The 16,261-nt window shown below is 47.3% G+C and carries 16 protein-coding genes; 13 read left to right on the forward strand and 3 right to left on the reverse strand.

All coding sequences use genetic code 11. From position 1 onward, the window contains the following. Window positions 1–83 precede the first annotated feature (83 nt). Entirely contained in the window at window positions 84–1,016 is a 933-nt protein-coding gene (locus ACR6HW_RS15535; RefSeq protein WP_455728621.1) for a CobW family GTP-binding protein, read from the reverse strand. A gap of 166 nt (window positions 1,017–1,182) precedes the next feature. Between ACR6HW_RS15535 and ACR6HW_RS15540 the strand changes: the two genes are divergently transcribed. The 11 genes from ACR6HW_RS15540 to ACR6HW_RS15590 all read left to right on the forward strand — a co-directional run bounded on the left by ACR6HW_RS15540 (window position 1,183) and on the right by ACR6HW_RS15590 (window position 12,861). Then, entirely contained in the window at window positions 1,183–2,643 is a 1,461-nt protein-coding gene (locus ACR6HW_RS15540) for a leucyl aminopeptidase (protein WP_455728622.1), read from the forward strand. 45 nt (window positions 2,644–2,688) lie between these two features. Continuing rightward, a complete protein-coding gene (locus tag ACR6HW_RS15545; protein WP_455728623.1) occupies window positions 2,689–3,183 on the forward strand; it encodes a ferritin family protein in 495 nt (164 codons plus the stop codon). Window positions 3,184–3,363: 180 nt separating this feature from the next. Next, entirely contained in the window at window positions 3,364–4,086 is a 723-nt protein-coding gene (locus ACR6HW_RS15550) for a DUF2161 family putative PD-(D/E)XK-type phosphodiesterase (protein WP_455728624.1), read from the forward strand. After that, on the forward strand, window positions 4,079–5,362 hold the full coding sequence (locus ACR6HW_RS15555) for a sensor histidine kinase (RefSeq protein ID WP_455728625.1): 1,284 nt from the start codon (window positions 4,079–4,081) through the stop codon (window positions 5,360–5,362). The genes ACR6HW_RS15550 and ACR6HW_RS15555 overlap by 8 nt, the downstream gene beginning before the upstream one ends. Window positions 5,363–5,373: 11 nt before the next feature. After that, window positions 5,374–6,207, forward strand: coding sequence for a response regulator (locus ACR6HW_RS15560; protein WP_455728626.1), 834 nt, complete (start codon window positions 5,374–5,376; stop codon window positions 6,205–6,207). Window positions 6,208–6,343: 136 nt separating this feature from the next. Beyond that, window positions 6,344–7,753 (forward strand): Na+/H+ antiporter NhaC, encoded by a 1,410-nt coding sequence (gene nhaC, locus ACR6HW_RS15565; RefSeq protein WP_455728627.1) that lies wholly within the window; start codon window positions 6,344–6,346, stop codon window positions 7,751–7,753. 119 nt (window positions 7,754–7,872) lie between these two features. Beyond that, on the forward strand, window positions 7,873–8,577 hold the full coding sequence (locus tag ACR6HW_RS15570) for a Crp/Fnr family transcriptional regulator (protein WP_455728628.1): 705 nt from the start codon (window positions 7,873–7,875) through the stop codon (window positions 8,575–8,577). A 396-nt stretch (window positions 8,578–8,973) separates the two neighbouring features. Further along, a complete protein-coding gene (locus ACR6HW_RS15575) occupies window positions 8,974–9,234 on the forward strand; it encodes a TM1266 family iron-only hydrogenase system putative regulator (RefSeq protein WP_455728629.1) in 261 nt (86 codons plus the stop codon). A gap of 28 nt (window positions 9,235–9,262) precedes the next feature. Beyond that, on the forward strand, window positions 9,263–10,675 hold the full coding sequence (hydG, locus tag ACR6HW_RS15580; protein WP_455728630.1) for a [FeFe] hydrogenase H-cluster radical SAM maturase HydG: 1,413 nt from the start codon (window positions 9,263–9,265) through the stop codon (window positions 10,673–10,675). 10 nt (window positions 10,676–10,685) lie between these two features. Beyond that, window positions 10,686–11,879, forward strand: coding sequence for a [FeFe] hydrogenase H-cluster maturation GTPase HydF (gene hydF, locus ACR6HW_RS15585; RefSeq protein WP_455728631.1), 1,194 nt, complete (start codon window positions 10,686–10,688; stop codon window positions 11,877–11,879). Further along, window positions 11,869–12,861 (forward strand): TIGR01212 family radical SAM protein, encoded by a 993-nt coding sequence (locus ACR6HW_RS15590; RefSeq protein ID WP_455728632.1) that lies wholly within the window; start codon window positions 11,869–11,871, stop codon window positions 12,859–12,861. The genes hydF and ACR6HW_RS15590 overlap by 11 nt, the downstream gene beginning before the upstream one ends. Here the strand turns inward: ACR6HW_RS15590 and ACR6HW_RS15595 are convergent. Continuing rightward, window positions 12,790–13,851, reverse strand: a complete 1,062-nt coding sequence (locus ACR6HW_RS15595; RefSeq protein ID WP_455728633.1) for a flagellar brake protein — start codon at window positions 13,849–13,851, stop codon at window positions 12,790–12,792. The two genes, ACR6HW_RS15590 and ACR6HW_RS15595, sit on opposite strands and share 72 nt — an antisense overlap. A gap of 322 nt (window positions 13,852–14,173) precedes the next feature. Beyond that, window positions 14,174–14,800, reverse strand: coding sequence for an NUDIX hydrolase (locus tag ACR6HW_RS15600; protein ID WP_455728634.1), 627 nt, complete (start codon window positions 14,798–14,800; stop codon window positions 14,174–14,176). A gap of 105 nt (window positions 14,801–14,905) precedes the next feature. On the opposite strand from ACR6HW_RS15600, the gene ACR6HW_RS15605 reads away from it, so the two are divergent. After that, a complete protein-coding gene (locus ACR6HW_RS15605) occupies window positions 14,906–15,415 on the forward strand; it encodes a DUF2179 domain-containing protein (RefSeq protein ID WP_455728635.1) in 510 nt (169 codons plus the stop codon). 21 nt (window positions 15,416–15,436) lie between these two features. Further along, window positions 15,437–16,204: a 3-deoxy-7-phosphoheptulonate synthase gene (gene aroF, locus ACR6HW_RS15610; protein ID WP_455728636.1), complete on the forward strand. Its 768-nt coding sequence runs from the start codon at window positions 15,437–15,439 to the stop codon at window positions 16,202–16,204. The last annotated feature ends 57 nt before the right edge of the window (window positions 16,205–16,261 follow it).

Here is a 16,261-nt window from a genome sequence, read left to right on the forward strand (position 1 = left end):
ACGCAAATATACAAAAAAGACATCGCGAGGAGACGATGTCTTTGGTAGAGCGTGTTCGTTGTGGTTGTACTTAAGAAAAGAAATCAGTTGGAAAGTTTCATCGGTACGCGGCAAAGAGACTGCCACGCGCTGTCCAGTGGCCGAATAATTTGCACGCCGATTTTGGAGATAACCACCAGGGTCGATTGCTCGAACTTAAAGTCGGCGGGGATCATATCGATGCGTTCACCGACGACGTCGACTTGTTTCAATCCCGTATCCAGTTCTACAAAGCCCTTGATGCGGTACGCGCTCGGTGCAAGGGCTTCTAAAAACGCATTGAGTGCCGCCTCTTCAACAGGGGCGTCATAAGTGAGAACGAGGGTCTTCGGCTTATTTTCCTCAGTGTTGAGAGAGTCGATTGGCGCAGGGACTGCACCGTTGTTCAACGCATAGCCTATAAAGGAGAAGTCGATGTCGTAGTGATCGGACTCCAATACGCGACACTGCGGGTTGATGCCGATAATGGCATTTTTGATACCGGTGACGGTGTTTCGGTCGATTAAGTCGATTTTGCTGATGATGACGAGGTCGGCACACTTTATTTGTCGAACGATGGTTTCCAGCTCGTTGTATTGGTTGAGGAAGTGGACGCCGTCGACAATACAGATTGCGCCGGAATAGGCGTAAGGATGTGCCACCTTTGTCGAAACTAGGGATAAAAACTCACCAATATTAGAGGGATCGGCCAAACCCGACGACTCGACGAAGACATAGTCGAGGTCTTTGTCTGCCATTTGTATGAGGGCATCGATAAAGGAGAGCTTTAAGCACGAGCAAAAAATTGAACCTCGTGTGAGTTCGGTCATCTGGATGTCCTGGGTATCGAGTATCGGACCGTCGATGCTGATGCGGCCGAACTCGTTCATGATAATACCGATTTTTTTGTCCTTCTGTCGATCGAGCATTTTTTTGAGAAAACTCGTCTTTCCGGCGCCTAAAAAGCCGGACAATAAGTATAATTTTGTCTGTTTCATAGTTCACCTCTTCAATCTAATGGGACAGTGCATATACCTGTCCAAAGATAGTTTAACATATTTTAAAAGAAAAAGTGATGTAATCTTCGCGTTCGGGGTATCGGTTATAGGGAGACTATGGTAAACTTTTAATATATCGGGTCACGAAAAATAGAGGAGGTCACATATGACATTAAAATTAGAAGCATTTGAGCTCGAAGGTGTAGACGGGTTAATTGTAGGCGTCAAAGACGCTTTTGAGTTGGAAGGTAGAGATGCCGAAGTCGTTCGCTATCTAAACGCCGCCAAAGAACGCGGTACTTTTGAAGGTAAAATCGGCCAGACAGCGGGCTTTACGGTTGTAAAAGCGGGACGCATTATCGAAGTACAAGCTGTGGGCCTGGGAAATGGCGACACGTTTACAAGCACAAAATTTAGAAAAGCGTTGGCGACAGCATACAAAGCCTTAAAAGCGAAGCGCCTCGAGACCATCGGTGTCGATGTGGAAGCGGTATTGAGTCTTAGCGCCAACAACAAGCACATTTCTCGAGTACTTGCAGAGACACTGGTTCTATCGGATTACGCCTTTGACACTTATAAATCTGAAGCGAAACCGAGCAGCGTGCAAACGGTGAGGGTCAATCCTGAGAACCTTGTAGAGGCAGCTTTTGAAGAGGGGCAGATTTTAGGTGAGCAAACGGCGTTTGCCCGCTACCTCGTCAACGAACCGGCCAATGTCATCACACCGGCAAAACTCGCAGAAGAAGTAACGGCACTTGGCGAGCAGACGGGTTTTGAGGTTGAAATTAAAGGCAAAGACGCTATTTTAGAACTGAACATGCACGCGTTTTGGGCTGTGGCTAAGGCGTCTTCAGAGGAACCGAAGCTGATTGTAATGCGCTACAACGGTGCTGAGGGCTCCGACGAGCGTTTGGGCCTTGTCGGCAAGGGCTTGACGTACGATTCAGGTGGCCTTTCTATTAAGCCGACAGCGGGTATGGTGACGATGAAATGCGACATGGGCGGCGCAGCTGCTGTTATCGGCGCTATGGGCGCTATTGCCAAAGCCGGTCTCAAAGTTAATGTTACCGCTGTGGTGGCTGCCTGTGAAAACATGATTTCAGGTGTCAGCTATAAGCCGGGTGACATCATTCAATCGATGGGCGGCAAATCGATCTTCATCGGCAACACCGATGCAGAAGGCCGTCTGACACTTGTAGACGCTGTGACGTACATTCAAGAACATGAAAAAGTGACCTCGGTGGTGGATATTGCCACACTCACCGGTGCGGCAATTCACTGTTTAGGTGCTGCTGGCACACCGATGATTTCAAGTGACGATGGGTTTGCCGAGCGCATCGAGCGCGCGTTTGATAAATCAGATGAAAACGCGTGGCGCATGCCGATTTTCGACGAGTTTAAAGAACTTATCAAGCACGACTACGCGGATTTAACCAACACAGCAGGGGCGCCGGGAACGATTACAGCCGGTCTTTTCATCGGGGCGTTTGTAAAAGACATTCCGTGGGTACACATAGATATAGCAGGTACTGCGTTTACTGAAAAGCCTGCCGGCATGTATTCAAAAGGCGGAACAGGTGTCGGCGTTAGACCGCTGTACCACCTCGCGAAAAAAATGGGCAAGTAGTCCCGTGCCGGATTTGGCTCAGATGCGATGAAAGGAGAACGTTGAATGATGTTACAAAAAGATGTAGAAATTTTTAAAACAGCGATCTTAAACGAAGTGGAAGGGTACGAGTTTTACAAAATGGCGGCCTACAATACGGAAGACAAAGAAGTGAAAGACACGTTCCTAATGTTGGCAAATGAAGAACTCAAGCACATCGAGTGGTTGAGAGACGCCTTTAAGAAGCTCAGTGTGGACCCTATGGACAACAGTACATTGGCGACACTTGAAAACCCGCCTTCACCGGGAATCTTCAACTGGGACAATTTAAAGACGCAAAGTGCCAACTTGGCCATCTCAGTTTTTGGTATCAGCATTGAAATGGAACGCGCTTCTGTCGCCTTCTACGAAAAAGCCAAGGCGGATACGCCTTATGAACCGGCTAAGCAACTCTTTGAAGTTTTAGCAAAATGGGAACAGGTGCACCTCGAGCAGTTTTCAAAGGCCTACGATCAAATGATTGACGGCTGGTGGGCTGATCAGAACTACGCGCCGTTTTAGAACAAACGCACATCCCCCCTTTTCGTCCGACGGGCGATGGGGGGGTCTTTTTTTGAAAACATGTGCCGAGTCCAAAGCCTCAGGCGTCGCGTAGAAATCTTATTGGACTTTGATTGCAGAATTGATTAAAATAGAGAGAAGAAGACCTAAACGCAAGTAAACAGAGAAGAGAGTTTGTCTATGAAAGAATCCGATTTACACGCGCCGTGCCGAAATTGGCTGGAATCCAAGGGGTGTGAGGTGCGCTCAGAAGTCAATCACGTGGACATGGTGGGGATTTTTGACACGTCGTGTGTCGTGGCTTTAGAAATGAAAGTGACCCTAAACCTAGAAGTGATCAATCAAGCGGTTGAACGCCAAAAATACGCAGACTTCGTGTACATCGCCACAGTCCATAACGGCAAAACGGTGCGCAACAAGCGCGCAAAACGCACCATAGAGACGTTAAAGCGGCTACAGGTCGGGTGGGTAACTGTGGATTTTAAAAGCGACCCTCCGGAAGTGCGGACGATTTTAGAGGCCAAGCCCTTTGATTTTGAACGCTCCCGTCAACGTCAGCGCCATAAGAAAGCGGCACTTATTGAGGAATTCAACAACCGCTCTGTGGACGGCAATGTCGCAGGCAGTCATCAAAAGAAGCTGATGACGGCTTATAGGGAAGAGTCCCTTAAAATTGCCTATTGTCTGGACGATCGCGGTCCCTTATCGCCAAAGGCGCTCCGCGCGCTGGGATGCCATGAGAAAAAGACGGGGACCATTTTGTATAAAAATTACTACAGGTGGTTCCAGCGGGTGGAGAAAGGCATTTACGACCTATCAGAAGCCGGGCGACAGGCACTGATTCTTTACGAGGGGATGACCCCTTACTTGAAATCTGCGGTTCAAGAGGTGCCCGATGATTAAAACCGTTAAATTTGAACAATACCTCAAGAGTTATGGGGCTAAAATGCTGGTGATTGCTGTTATTGATGCGATACTGGCGGGCTTTAATCTGGCGCTGTTTCCCTTTGACTACACCATTAACATCGCCGTCGTCATTTTGCCCATCTATTACTATCTCGACAACAAATTAAATCCGATTGTAACTGCAACGGTGATTACCTCATTTGGTCTCTTTTTTAGAACCGTTACGGGCTTTTACTTCTATGGGAACTTTAAAGCCGCTTTTCTCAGTGATTTTCCTTTCTTATATTTTGATTTGACCTATGGCATTGTATTTTTTCTCATCTTTTACCGCGCCGATGAAAAAAGTATTTACCGGCTTTTTATTGCGGCATTTGCAGGGGATTTTATTGGAAACGGCGTCGAGTTCATCAGCCGTTTTGGGTACCAGGCCTATCTGGGGAGCAACATTATGGCAACGCTTCTCGCTGTGGCGCTCATCAGAGCGTTTTTATGCAGTGTGGCATCGAGCATGATTATGTACTACAAGTCATTTTTAAAACGCGAGGAGCACGATAAGCGCTATCGAAAGCAAATTCAGTTGATGGCGAATCTGAGTGGTGAAATCTATTTTCTTAAAAACAACATGGAAAATGTAGAACAGGTTATGGACGATGCCTTTCTCTTGTATAGGGAATACGACACATTGACAGATTCTGCGCGAAAGATGAAGGCCCTCGACATCGCCAAAAATGTGCACGAAATAAAAAAACATTATTTTAACGCCGTCACTGGCATCAGCAATGCGGTTAGTCTTCACGAAGAAGGGGATCTCATGCGCCTTTCGGATTTCATCAGATTTATTGAGCATTTTGGTGAGACGCTGGCCGATTCACATGGCAAAACAATAGAGTTCAACAGCACCATAGAGAGAGACTACGCCTTAAATGACCACAACTTACTCATGTCTGTAATGACCAATTTAATGACAAACGGCATAGAGGCCATTGACGAAAAAGGACGCATCGAACTCCGGTGTACAGTGGACGGCGCAGCGGGAATTTTCAAAGTGTCGGATAGTGGCAAGGGCATTGACCCCGACGAGGCGCCGTATATTTTCAACCCGGGCTACTCGACCAAGTACAACGAGGGAACGGGACAGGTTAACAGAGGTGTTGGTCTTGCGCTGGTCAGCGATTTGGTAACACAACATTTTCACGGTGAAATAACGTTTGAGACCGCGCCGTGCGAAGGCACGGTGTTTTGCGTACGCATACCCTTAAAGCAGTTGATGTAAAGGAGGCGCCATTGAAGTTTTATATACTGGACGACGACATCAGTGTCGTTAAAATGGTAGAGGAGATTGTTAAAGACAGTGCGTTGGGAGAAATTGTCGGCCGGCAGACAGACAGCCTTAAAGCCCTTGAAGAATGTGCGGTTTTAAAACCGGATGTGCTCTTGATGGATTTGCTTATGCCCGACCTGGACGGCATAACGTTTATGGAACGCATTAAAAAAGTGTTACCGTCGCTGAAATGTGTCATGATTTCTCAGGTGTCTTCGAAAAAAATGGTGGGGGAGGCCTATGACGGCGGCATTACGTTTTTCGTCAATAAGCCGATTAACCGGAAAGAAGTTCGACACGTGCTCAATAACATCGCCGAAGGGTATCGGCTGGAGACGACATTGGCGCAGATTAAAGCTGTGGTTGGACATGCGGGGCAGATGCCGGCTGTAGAGAGCAATCATGAGAAAAAATACCGAATCATTTTTTCTAGGCTCGGCATATTGGGCGAGTCGGGGTGTGACGAGATTTACAAGTGCTGTATGTACTTGCAGAGCAGCGCTGTTGAAGACAAGTCGCCGAAGCTCATGGAGATGACACAGGCGATTTTTGACAACCCTAAAGCCGCAGAACAGCGAATTCGCCGCGCCATCAGTAAGGGGCTTTCCAACATTGCCACACTCGGCGTGGAAGACTATCTTAACGACGTTTTCGTCAAGTACTCCAATACCCTGTACGATTTCGAGCAAGTGCGTATTGAAATGGAAAATATCAGAGGCAAAAGCCCGCATAAAGGCAAGATTAACATTAAAAAATTTCTCGACAACCTCATGGTAATTGTTGAGGAAACGCAATGAAAGTGTTAAGAATGTTAAATAATTTTTAATGTTTTCTGAATATTTGTAAATTATTTTGTACTTTCCCTCTATAATAGGTTTAACTTTATAAGCGTTATGAAGAAATGAACTCTATTGTAATGAAAGGGGAAGAGGTATGGAGAACAATAAGGCGGCCAAACGAAAAGTGTCACCTTGGGTAGCACTAATACCCGTTATTTTTCTTATTGCGACTTTGGGGTACACCATTATTGTATTAGATTTGAGTCCGCATATCCCTTTGTTCACGTCGGCCATGTTGGCGGCGGGCATCGGTATTTTTGTACTGAAGTACAAGTGGGCGGAAATTGAAGAGGGGATTGTCGATACGATTAAGATGTCTATGGGGGCTATTATCATCTTAATGATTATCGGGATGGTTATCGGTACGTGGATACTATCCGGTGTCGTGCCTTCAATGATTTATTACGGTTTAAAAATACTGTCGCCTAAGATTTTCCTAGTGGCAACCGTGTTGATGTGTTCTATTGTTTCCATTGCAACCGGTTCTTCTTGGACCACTGCGGGAACCATTGGTATCGCACTTATGGGCGTCGGCGAAGGCCTTGGAATACCAAAGGAAATCATCGGTGGTGCCATTATCTCAGGGGCGTATTTTGGGGACAAGATGTCGCCGCTTTCAGACACGACCAACCTCGCGCCGGCAATGGCGGGGGCCAAGTTGTTCGATCACATCAAGCACATGGTCTACACGACGGGGCCGTCTTATATTATCGCAATTATCTTTTTCCTTTTCATCGGTTTTAGATACTCCGGTGACGGCATGGACTTGACTTTGATCAACGAAATCAACACCGGCTTGGAGAGCTTGTTTGTTCTTAGCCCTTGGTTGTTGCTTGTTCCGCTTATTACAATCGGCATGGTCGTCCTTCGCGTTCCGGCGATTCCGGGACTGTTCTTCGGAGCTGTTTTAGGGGGAATTGCGGCGTATTTTGTACAGGGCGCAAGTCTCATCACCGTCGTCGATGCATTCTACAGTTCTTATGTTCCAGACACTGAGATTACCAGCGTTTTCGAACTCTTGAATCGCGGTGGTTTGGAAAGTATGTTCTACACCATTTCCCTCATTCTCTGTGCCATGACCTTTGGCGGCGTCATGGAGAAGACGGGCATGCTCGAAGCACTTGCAGGTGCGGTTTTAAGGATGGCGAAGAGCACGGGCTCATTAGTTGTAACGACTATTTTGACGTCTATCGGCATCAACGCCCTCGCAGGTGACCAATACCTCGCCATCGTGATCCCGGGGAGAATGTACAAGGACGCTTACGATGAAAAAGGTCTTGCACCTAAGAACCTTTCGAGAGTTCTTGAGGACTCCGGCACATTGTCGTCGCCACTCATTCCTTGGAACACTTGCGGCGCCTTTATGATTGATACGCTGGGCTTGATGCCTTGGACGTACATCCCATACTGTATCCTCAACCTCATCAACCCATTGATATCCATTTTCTATGCTTTTACGGGCATTACCATGGAAAAAGTAAAGCCGGAAGAAGTCGGCAAATAACGTCAAGAGACCATCGCCCTCGCTTTCTGCTTTTGGAAAGTGGGGGCTTTGTAACGCTTGTCAGAAAATTTTATAGAAAATACACGCAATTCGTGTTATGCTTTTTAAGAGGTGAAGAAATGGCCATTATAAAAGATGCTTATATCAAAATTCTTACAAACACCGCCCTCTTTAAGGGCATTGAAGAGTCGACGTTAAGAGGCATGATCGGCTGTTTTGTACCGCGCGTCAATCAGTACGGCAAACTGTCGACCATCGTCGTCGCCGGAGAACCTTTTACCGGCATCGGCCTCGTGCTCAAAGGCGAGATCATCGTTGCAAAAGAAAGTTTTGCAGGCAACCGAACCATTGTCACCGTTTTAAAAGCGGGGGATATGTTTGGCGAGATGGTGAGCTTCAACGAGGACAAGCGGTGGCCGGCGACGGTAACGGCTCAAAGCGATTGTGAAGTGATTTTTATTTCACCTGAAAAGGTGATACACCAGTGCCAACAGGTGTGTGCCGGACATCAGAAGATGATTGAGAATCTCCTTGGAATCATGTCTAAAAAAGCCCTAATGCTCAATAAAAAGCTGGAGTATCTCTCTATTCGAAGCCTGAGAGGCCGATTGAGTGCCTATTTGTTAGAGCAGTACCAAAAGACAGGTGAACTCATGTTTATACTGCCGATGAATCGCGATGAACTCGCCGACTTTTTTAACGTCTCGAGACCTTCTATTTCGAGAGAACTCGGTAAGATGCGCGAAGACGGATTAATCGATTTCCACCGATCGTCGTTTAAAATACTCAGTTTGGATAAGATAGAGGGTGCCGTTGAAAGCTAGTGTCCTGTAGCGTTCATAATTAAAAAAACGGCTCATCTACGCTGCATCATTGCGGTGTTAAAATTTCTCGACATTGTCCCGCATTGTCGTCGATAGGTTGTCTTTCACGGATACAGGCGATCTGACATTCTTAATTAAATCTCAACGAGACCGTACACGACAGTTGACATTTAAAACGAAAATTGATAAGATATTCACAAAGATACATTTCTTCGAGCATGCTTGGAGACGTGTACGACAATTTAAGTAACCCTCCTAACAAAGCAGAGGCTTCTAATTTGGAAGGAAGTGTGTTGAGAATAACGCGTGATCACACCTTCTTTTTTTGAGAAGGTGTTTTTTGTTGAAACCACAAATTATTGACAAATAGATGACAATCTTACACTGGAGGGTGTTATGGAAAAAAAAATCGCAGTAATCAGTGCCATACTCGAATCGCCACAAGAAGCACAAGGGCGCTTCAACGCCATTGTCTCTGAATTTAAGGGCATGGTCAAAGGGCGCACCGGAATTCCCTTTGAACAACAGGGGATGTCAGTGGTGACGATTATCGTCGTGGGCACAGTGGATGAAATCAATACCATAACAGGCAAGTTAGGTAGGCTAAAAGACGTTTCAGTAAAGACGTCCATATCTAAGAAATCTATTGAAGAGTAGGCATACGATGCGTTTATAAGGAGGCGCTATGGCTCAGTACAATGACGAGAACTACATGCAAGCTAATTTTATCGACCACGGATTTATCGAAAGTGTTTTGGCGAAAACAGAATCGGTAACCGATGCACAAATTGACGCGGTAATTGAAAAGGCAGCGGCTAAAAACGGGTTGTCCTATGAAGATATTGCCGTTTTACTCAAAGCACACGACCCGCGACATATTGAGAAAATATACCGAATTGCATCGCAGATTAAACGCGATATTTACGGCAATCGCGTGGTTATTTTCGCACCGCTTTACGTCAGCAATTATTGTGTTAACGACTGTACGTACTGTGGTTACAAACGCGATAACAAGTTTCCGAGACGCCGTTTGTCAGAAGCTGAAATCAGAGAAGAAGTGCGTATCTTGGAGCGCATGGGACACAAGCGCATCGCCCTAGAGGCGGGTGAAGACCCAGTTAATTGCGACATCGACTACATTATCGAAGCGCTGGAGACGATTTACGACGAAGTCTCAGAGGGCAGCAATATTCGACGAGCAAATGTTAACATTGCGTCGACAACTGTTGAAAACTACCGAAAACTCAAAGCGGCCAACATCGGGACGTATATCCTCTTTCAAGAGACTTATCACAAACCGACGTACGAAAAAGTACATCCAAAATCCATCAAGGGCAACTACGCCTATCATTTAACCGCTTTCGACCGCGCTATGCAGGCGGGGGTCGACGATGTCGGCGGCGGCGTCCTCTTCGGTCTGGCAGATTACCGATTTGAGGTACTGGCGTTAATGATGCATAACGCGCATCTCGAACGCGAGTACGGCGTGGGCTTCCATACGATTTCAGTGCCGCGACTTAAAAAGGCGGAAGGCATGGATTTGGCAGCGTACCCGCACATAATAGACGATGAAACGTTCAAGAAAATCGTCGCCATTTTGAGACTGGCAGTGCCTTTCACCGGGATTATTTTGTCGACGCGTGAAAGTCAAGCCACGCGAAAAGAGTTGATTCATCACGGCGTGTCTCAAATGAGTGCCGGTTCCTGTACAGGCGTCGGCGGTTACAAAGAAAGCGAAAAAATAAAAGAGGTAAAGCAGTTTGAAATCGCCGATGAGCGCTCACCGCTGCAAGTGATTAAAGACCTCGTGGAAGACGGTTTTATCCCGAGTTACTGTACGTCGTGCTATCGAATGGGCAGAACGGGCGATCGCTTCATGAAACTGGCGAAGAGCGGTCAAATCCAACACGTGTGTCAACCCAACGCTTTGATGACGCTGAAAGAGTTTGCGCTGGATTTTGGCGACGACGCCCTAAGAGAAAAAGTCGATGCTTTTATAGCGGAGGAAGTCGAGAAAATCGAGAGAGCGGATGTTAAACAAATTGTCGTTGACGGGCTTGAAGCTTTAGACGGCGGCGAGCGTGACATTTATTTGTAAAGGAGTGCCTATGCAGAACACACCACTAGCAAATCGAACCCACATCGGCATTTACGGCAATCGAAACGCCGGCAAATCGACGCTTTTTAACGCCCTGCTGGGGCAAGAGATGGCGGTGGTTTCAGCACACGCCGGGACGACGACAGACCCCGTTATCAAAGCGATGGAACTGATTCCATATGGGCCGGTGGCATTTATTGATACCGCCGGACTCGACGACGCAGGTGCATTGGGCGAAAAACGCATTGAGAAGACCCATCAGATGCTAAAGCGCACCGACTTCGCCATTTACCTCGTCGACGGCACGGCGCCGGATCTTGAAAGCTACAGGCAGACTCAAAGGCGCTTTAAACAGTTTAACATCCCTTACATGACGGTGGTACACACGAAGGGTGCGTCAGTAAGTTTGAAGGATTTTGAGGCTTTTGAACCGCAAGGGCTTTTAGACGCACACGTGCTCTCAGACGTTCACGCCTTTTTAGAGACGGTTAAAGAGCAGTTGAAAGCGGTGGAAGAAGAACCGACCCTCGTAGGGGACCTTCTGCCTTACGGCAGCACAGTGGTGCTCGTCGTGCCCATCGATTCTGAAGCGCCTAAAGGGCGTATTATCTTGCCTCAGGTACAGCTCATACGGGACTGTCTCGACCACGGGGTTCAGTGTCACGTCGTCAGAGATACCGAATTGGAGAGCGCTTTAAAGGCGCTGCCCAAAGTGGATTTGGTGATTACGGATTCGCAGGCGTTTAAGTCGGTTTCGCGCATGGTGCCCCCCTCTGTAAAGCTCACGAGCTTTTCCATCCTCTTTGCCCGCCAAAAGGGCTCTTTTGACACATTGCTAAAAGGGGTCGAAGGGATTCGGCAGTTAAAGGCGGGCGACAGCGTCCTCATTTCGGAGAGCTGCACCCACAACCACTCACATGAGGACATCGGGAGAGTGAAAATACCGGCACTTTTAAAAGCGCATGTGGGCGAGGCACTCCAAATCGATTTTTCAATGGGAGGCGATTTCCCCGCGGATTTATCGAAATACCGCTTAGTCATTCATTGCGGCGCGTGTATGGTCAATCGAAAAAATATGCAGGTGCGCATTGGAACCAGTGTGGAGAATGCTGTTCCAATGACCAATTACGGTTTGGCACTTGCGTATTTTACAGGTATACTCGACAGAAGCATAGAGATATTAGGAGAGACGCTTGAACAGTAGATTTTTCAGTATTAACGATTACTTTAAAAAAACCTATGGACGCAAATTTGTAAAGCTGGCACTGGATGCCGGCTTTACCTGTCCCAACAGAGACGGCACACTCAGTACAGGAGGGTGCATTTTTTGCTCTGAAGCGGGTTCGGGAGAGTTCGCTGGTCATGTAGGGCGCAAAGGGGTGTACACACCTTTGGCGCTACAGGCAGAAGCGCAGAAACAGCTCCTGAACGACAAATGGCAGGGGGTCGGTTACCTCGCCTATCTTCAAAATTACTCGAACTCCTATGCGGCGCCGGAAACGCTCGACGCCATCTACACTGAAGCGCTCGAACTCGAGGGCGTCGAAGGTTTGGTTATCGGTACGCGGCCGGATTGCATCGACAACCGGGTAATTGAGGTTTTTGAAAGGCAACGGAGAAAAGGCATCTTTTGGGTGGAGTTGGGGCTTCAAACGATGCACGACAGAACGGCAAAGTGGTTGAATCGGGGCTATGAGTTGCAGGTGTTTGAGGCGGTTTACCAAAAGCTTCAACAGGCGGAAGTTCCCGTGGTGTTGCACCTGATTGTCGGATTTCCCGGAGAGACGCTGGCAGACTTTTTGGAGACGGTGACCTATGTATCGGGCTTAAAGCCTTTCGGTGTGAAGTTTCACATGCTCAATGTGCTCAAGGGGACGCGTTTGGCAGCGTTGTATGAAAAAGCGCCATTTGAGCTGTTGGATGAAGCGGCGTATATCTCGTGGCTCACAGAGGCCATCGGCAGACTCGACCCCGGCATCACCGTCCATCGACTGACAGGCGACGGCGCCAAAGAAGCGCTCATCGAACCGAAGTGGATTGGGCACAAGCGGTCTGTACTCAACGGCATACAAAAGAGCCTTAAGGCACAGGGCGTGACTCAAGGCTCAAAAATATTAGAGAAAGCCTTTGTTGGCGAGGACAAACAAACTCATACCGCCGGCGATAACCGCCAAGACAAAGAGTAAAACGCTGTAAGTTTTTATGGCGTTTTTTTCTGTGTTAATGACGATGGTGTACCCCATGAGGGCCATGGCAAAGAGGCTGAGGAGGCTACTTCCAAACAGTTGTGCTTCCCCCCAGACCTTGGTGATTTGGTCGCCAAAAAACATGTTGATGCCATAGGCTTTGTCCGGTCTGGCCAGAAGGAAAATCGTGTAGCTTAAAAAGAGGACGAAGGTTCCGACGATGTTTAGGAGCCTGCACTGATTAAAGAGGGACTCTTGCTTTAAGTGCGCAATGAGTTCTTCTTGACTGAACGGGTGCTCTGTGTGCTCCGGGTTCAGGTGGATCATCTCCGTTTGCTTGTTGTACAGATATTGAAGCAGCCATTTGGATTGTTTTGCCGTGAGGTCTTGAAACTGAAGTCGGTTGTAGTATTTGCGCACTTCGCTGTCGTATGTGGTATCGAGTACCTTGCACTCGATTTCAAAGCGCTTGTCTCGGTCGTAGGAACTGTGGGTTGACGGATGAATATTGGCGTCGAAGTTAATGGCAACGACGTCATTTTTTTGAAGTTTAATCGACGTCAAAGCCAGCATCCCCGTGGAACTGATGTCTTTGGATTCGAGCTCGTACCAGTCGCCGTCGTGTTCGAAAGTGTAGGTGTTGTAAACGTGAATTCGAAACGCTTGTCGACGCTGTACTTTTTCTATTTTACCGTTGTGCGCCACTAAAATCAGGGGCATGTTGTTTTCCACCAGACGTTTTTGGACCGTGCATGGGATGCTGTAAATGCCTTGACCATCGCTATTTTCTTTGAAGAGGACGGCTACAGTATCGCCGACGTGAAACGCATAGGAGCGCCCGTTGTAAATCGGGACGATAATTTTAATCACACCATCTTCATAACCGGACTCCAACATGGTTTTAAGGTAGATGGATTCGCCTGGGGCATTGGGGTCGGGAACTTTCATCTCGACAGAATGCGCGGGTTTCAACACTTCGCTTAGATTCATAGAACAACTCCTTTTTTTGCGGCGTAAAGGTTTACAGAAAAATGTTTAAACGTATGAAACGAGGGTAAGAAATCAATATAATTAAACCTGATGGTTTTTTTATAAAATGATGATTCGGGACGTATAAATAGGTAGTGATCTATTGACGAGAAATATGTTTTACAAGTGCCATTTAAAATCACAATGAACTTTTCTTCACGAATAGGAGGAATGCTTATCGTAATTGAATTTTGGTCGACAACTGAATATGGAAAAAACGAACGTGCCGACATCATGTGAATGGGCTTCAACTGAAATAAAAAGTTGAGCCCATTCTTTCTGTCTACGGCTCGGATGGGGTGTCGTCGCCGACGAGTTGAGCAAATTGATAGAGCATTTTGGCGGTGAGTCCCCAGACGATGTCCTCAGGCGTCTTATAAAAGAGTACGGAATAACTTTGCTTTCTAAAATTATAGTTTTTGCCCTCGGGAATTTTGTCAAAGGGGAAGTCGGAGGACGCCACGAACTGGCTGTCCAAATAGTGGAACTCTGGCGGTGTTTCGAGAACGTCTTTAAGAGGTTTGGTAAAGACGTAGGCCACCTCGTCTTTGGACGGTTTTAATGTGTCAAAGGGCAAGTGGAGTACGCCGACAAAACAGTGAATCAACATATCGAAATGCGTTGCCAGAGAGTCGATTTGACCGATGACTTCAATCGCCTTCGGTTGTATGTTCAGTTCTTCGCAGGTTTCTCGTATGGCGCCTTGGAGATAGGTCTCCCCGGCTTCAACGCGTCCACCGGGAAAGCACACTTCGCCCGGTTGAGTCGTCAGCGCACTGGAGCGCTTTTCAAAGAGCACATGCCATTCGCCTTTGATTTCAATTAAAGGCAAGAGAACTGCCGCGTGTCTGCGTACGCCTGTATCGTTTGCTGTATAGTGTGCCAGTGTGTCTTTTACGTGTTTGATCATAGCGTCACCTCACTCTATTGACTATAACACAAAAATCATTTTTACAAAATCCCCATTAATTGATACAATAGACTCAGACTCACGAGGACTGAATAAGGAGGCAAAATGATTTATTTATTTATCGTATTTGCTAAAATTGTAGAAGTATCTCTCGCCACCATTCGAATGGTTTTGATTACCAAAGGCGAGCGAAAGATAGGCGCTTTTATTGCTTTTTTCGAGGTTACCCTATGGGTTCTGTTGGTCAGTTCAGTACTGGACAACATCATGGGCGATCCCCTGAGAATTTTTGCTTATGCACTGGGCTTTGCCGTCGGCAACTATATGGGCAGCTTAATTGAAGAGAAAATTGGCATCGGCCTGTCGGAAATGCAAATTATCGCCGCAGAGTCCAGCGGCAAAAAACTCGCGGGGCTTCTTCGCGATAAAGGGTACGCTGTGACGGTTATCTACGGTGAAGGCCGCCAATGTAAGCGCAATGTTCTATTGATGTATGTACCCCGAAAAAAGATTAAAACACTCTCAAATATCGTGAAAGACGCAGACAACAGCGCTGTCATTACAGTTTCTGATAAAAAATCGGTATACGGCGGTTTTGGCATGCTTAAAAAATAAGACAGATGTAAAGGTGAAAAAATGAGACAATTAAAAGATTGTGGCCCTGTTCAAGTCGGTAGCCAGCTCTTTGGTATCGGCAAGCCGATAATCATCGCAGGCCCCTGTGCTGTAGAAAGTCGGGAACAGATTTTAGAAATTGCCGTACAGGCAAAGGAAGCGGGGGCTCAGTTCCTAAGAGGCGGTATTTTTAAACCGCGTACCAGTCCCTATGTGTTTCAGGGGTTGGGGCTCGAAGGACTCGAGTACATGAAAGAGGCCCGTCGCCTGACGGGACTTCCCATTGTAACCGAACTTATGGATGCAGAGCACTTGGAACGCTTTGTCGAAGAGGTCGACATCATCCAAGTGGGCTCTCGCAATATGTACAACTATGCGTTGCTCAAAGCTATTGGAGAAACGCGCAAACCGGTACTTTTGAAGCGGGGGTTTAGCGCCACCATTAAGGAATGGGTATATGCGGCAGAACATATTGCCAAAGGCGGTAACACCGATATTATTCTATGTGAGCGAGGTGTGCGCAGCTTCGATACGTACACGCGCAACTTACTCGATTTAACGGCGGTGCCGATTATGAAAAAAGAGACGGGGCTCCCCGTCGTGGTGGACCCGAGCCATGGTACCGGCGTGAGGGAGTTGGTGCAGGTTATGAGCAAAGCCGCTGTGGCAGCAGGTGCAGACGGACTGCTTTTAGAGGCGCATACGACGCCGGATACGTCTGTTTCTGATGCGGCGCAAACCATTGATATGAAAACGCTCGAGGCGATTGTAAAAGAGTGCCGAGACTAGACGAAAAGCGCATGCCCCAGAGAAAAGGGGATGCGCTTTTGCTTTTAAAAGAAACCG

The organism is Fusibacter sp. JL298sf-3 (genome assembly GCF_053842995.1).

What these genes read in the sequence shown, in the direction of transcription:
- ACR6HW_RS15535 (WP_455728621.1), bottom strand. Translation starts at nt 1,016, where the DNA reads ATGAAACAGACAAAATTATACTTATTGTCCGGCTTTTTAGGCGCCGGA.
- ACR6HW_RS15540 (WP_455728622.1), top strand. Translation starts at nt 1,183, where the DNA reads ATGACATTAAAATTAGAAGCATTTGAGCTCGAAGGTGTAGACGGGTTA.
- ACR6HW_RS15545 (WP_455728623.1), top strand. Translation starts at nt 2,689, where the DNA reads ATGATGTTACAAAAAGATGTAGAAATTTTTAAAACAGCGATCTTAAAC.
- ACR6HW_RS15550 (WP_455728624.1), top strand. Translation starts at nt 3,364, where the DNA reads ATGAAAGAATCCGATTTACACGCGCCGTGCCGAAATTGGCTGGAATCC.
- ACR6HW_RS15555 (WP_455728625.1), top strand. Translation starts at nt 4,079, where the DNA reads ATGATTAAAACCGTTAAATTTGAACAATACCTCAAGAGTTATGGGGCT.
- nhaC (WP_455728627.1), top strand. Translation starts at nt 6,344, where the DNA reads ATGGAGAACAATAAGGCGGCCAAACGAAAAGTGTCACCTTGGGTAGCA.
- ACR6HW_RS15570 (WP_455728628.1), top strand. Translation starts at nt 7,873, where the DNA reads ATGGCCATTATAAAAGATGCTTATATCAAAATTCTTACAAACACCGCC.
- ACR6HW_RS15575 (WP_455728629.1), top strand. Translation starts at nt 8,974, where the DNA reads ATGGAAAAAAAAATCGCAGTAATCAGTGCCATACTCGAATCGCCACAA.
- hydG (WP_455728630.1), top strand. Translation starts at nt 9,263, where the DNA reads ATGGCTCAGTACAATGACGAGAACTACATGCAAGCTAATTTTATCGAC.
- hydF (WP_455728631.1), top strand. Translation starts at nt 10,686, where the DNA reads ATGCAGAACACACCACTAGCAAATCGAACCCACATCGGCATTTACGGC.
- ACR6HW_RS15595 (WP_455728633.1), bottom strand. Translation starts at nt 13,851, where the DNA reads ATGAATCTAAGCGAAGTGTTGAAACCCGCGCATTCTGTCGAGATGAAA.
- ACR6HW_RS15600 (WP_455728634.1), bottom strand. Translation starts at nt 14,800, where the DNA reads ATGATCAAACACGTAAAAGACACACTGGCACACTATACAGCAAACGAT.
- ACR6HW_RS15605 (WP_455728635.1), top strand. Translation starts at nt 14,906, where the DNA reads ATGATTTATTTATTTATCGTATTTGCTAAAATTGTAGAAGTATCTCTC.
- aroF (WP_455728636.1), top strand. Translation starts at nt 15,437, where the DNA reads ATGAGACAATTAAAAGATTGTGGCCCTGTTCAAGTCGGTAGCCAGCTC.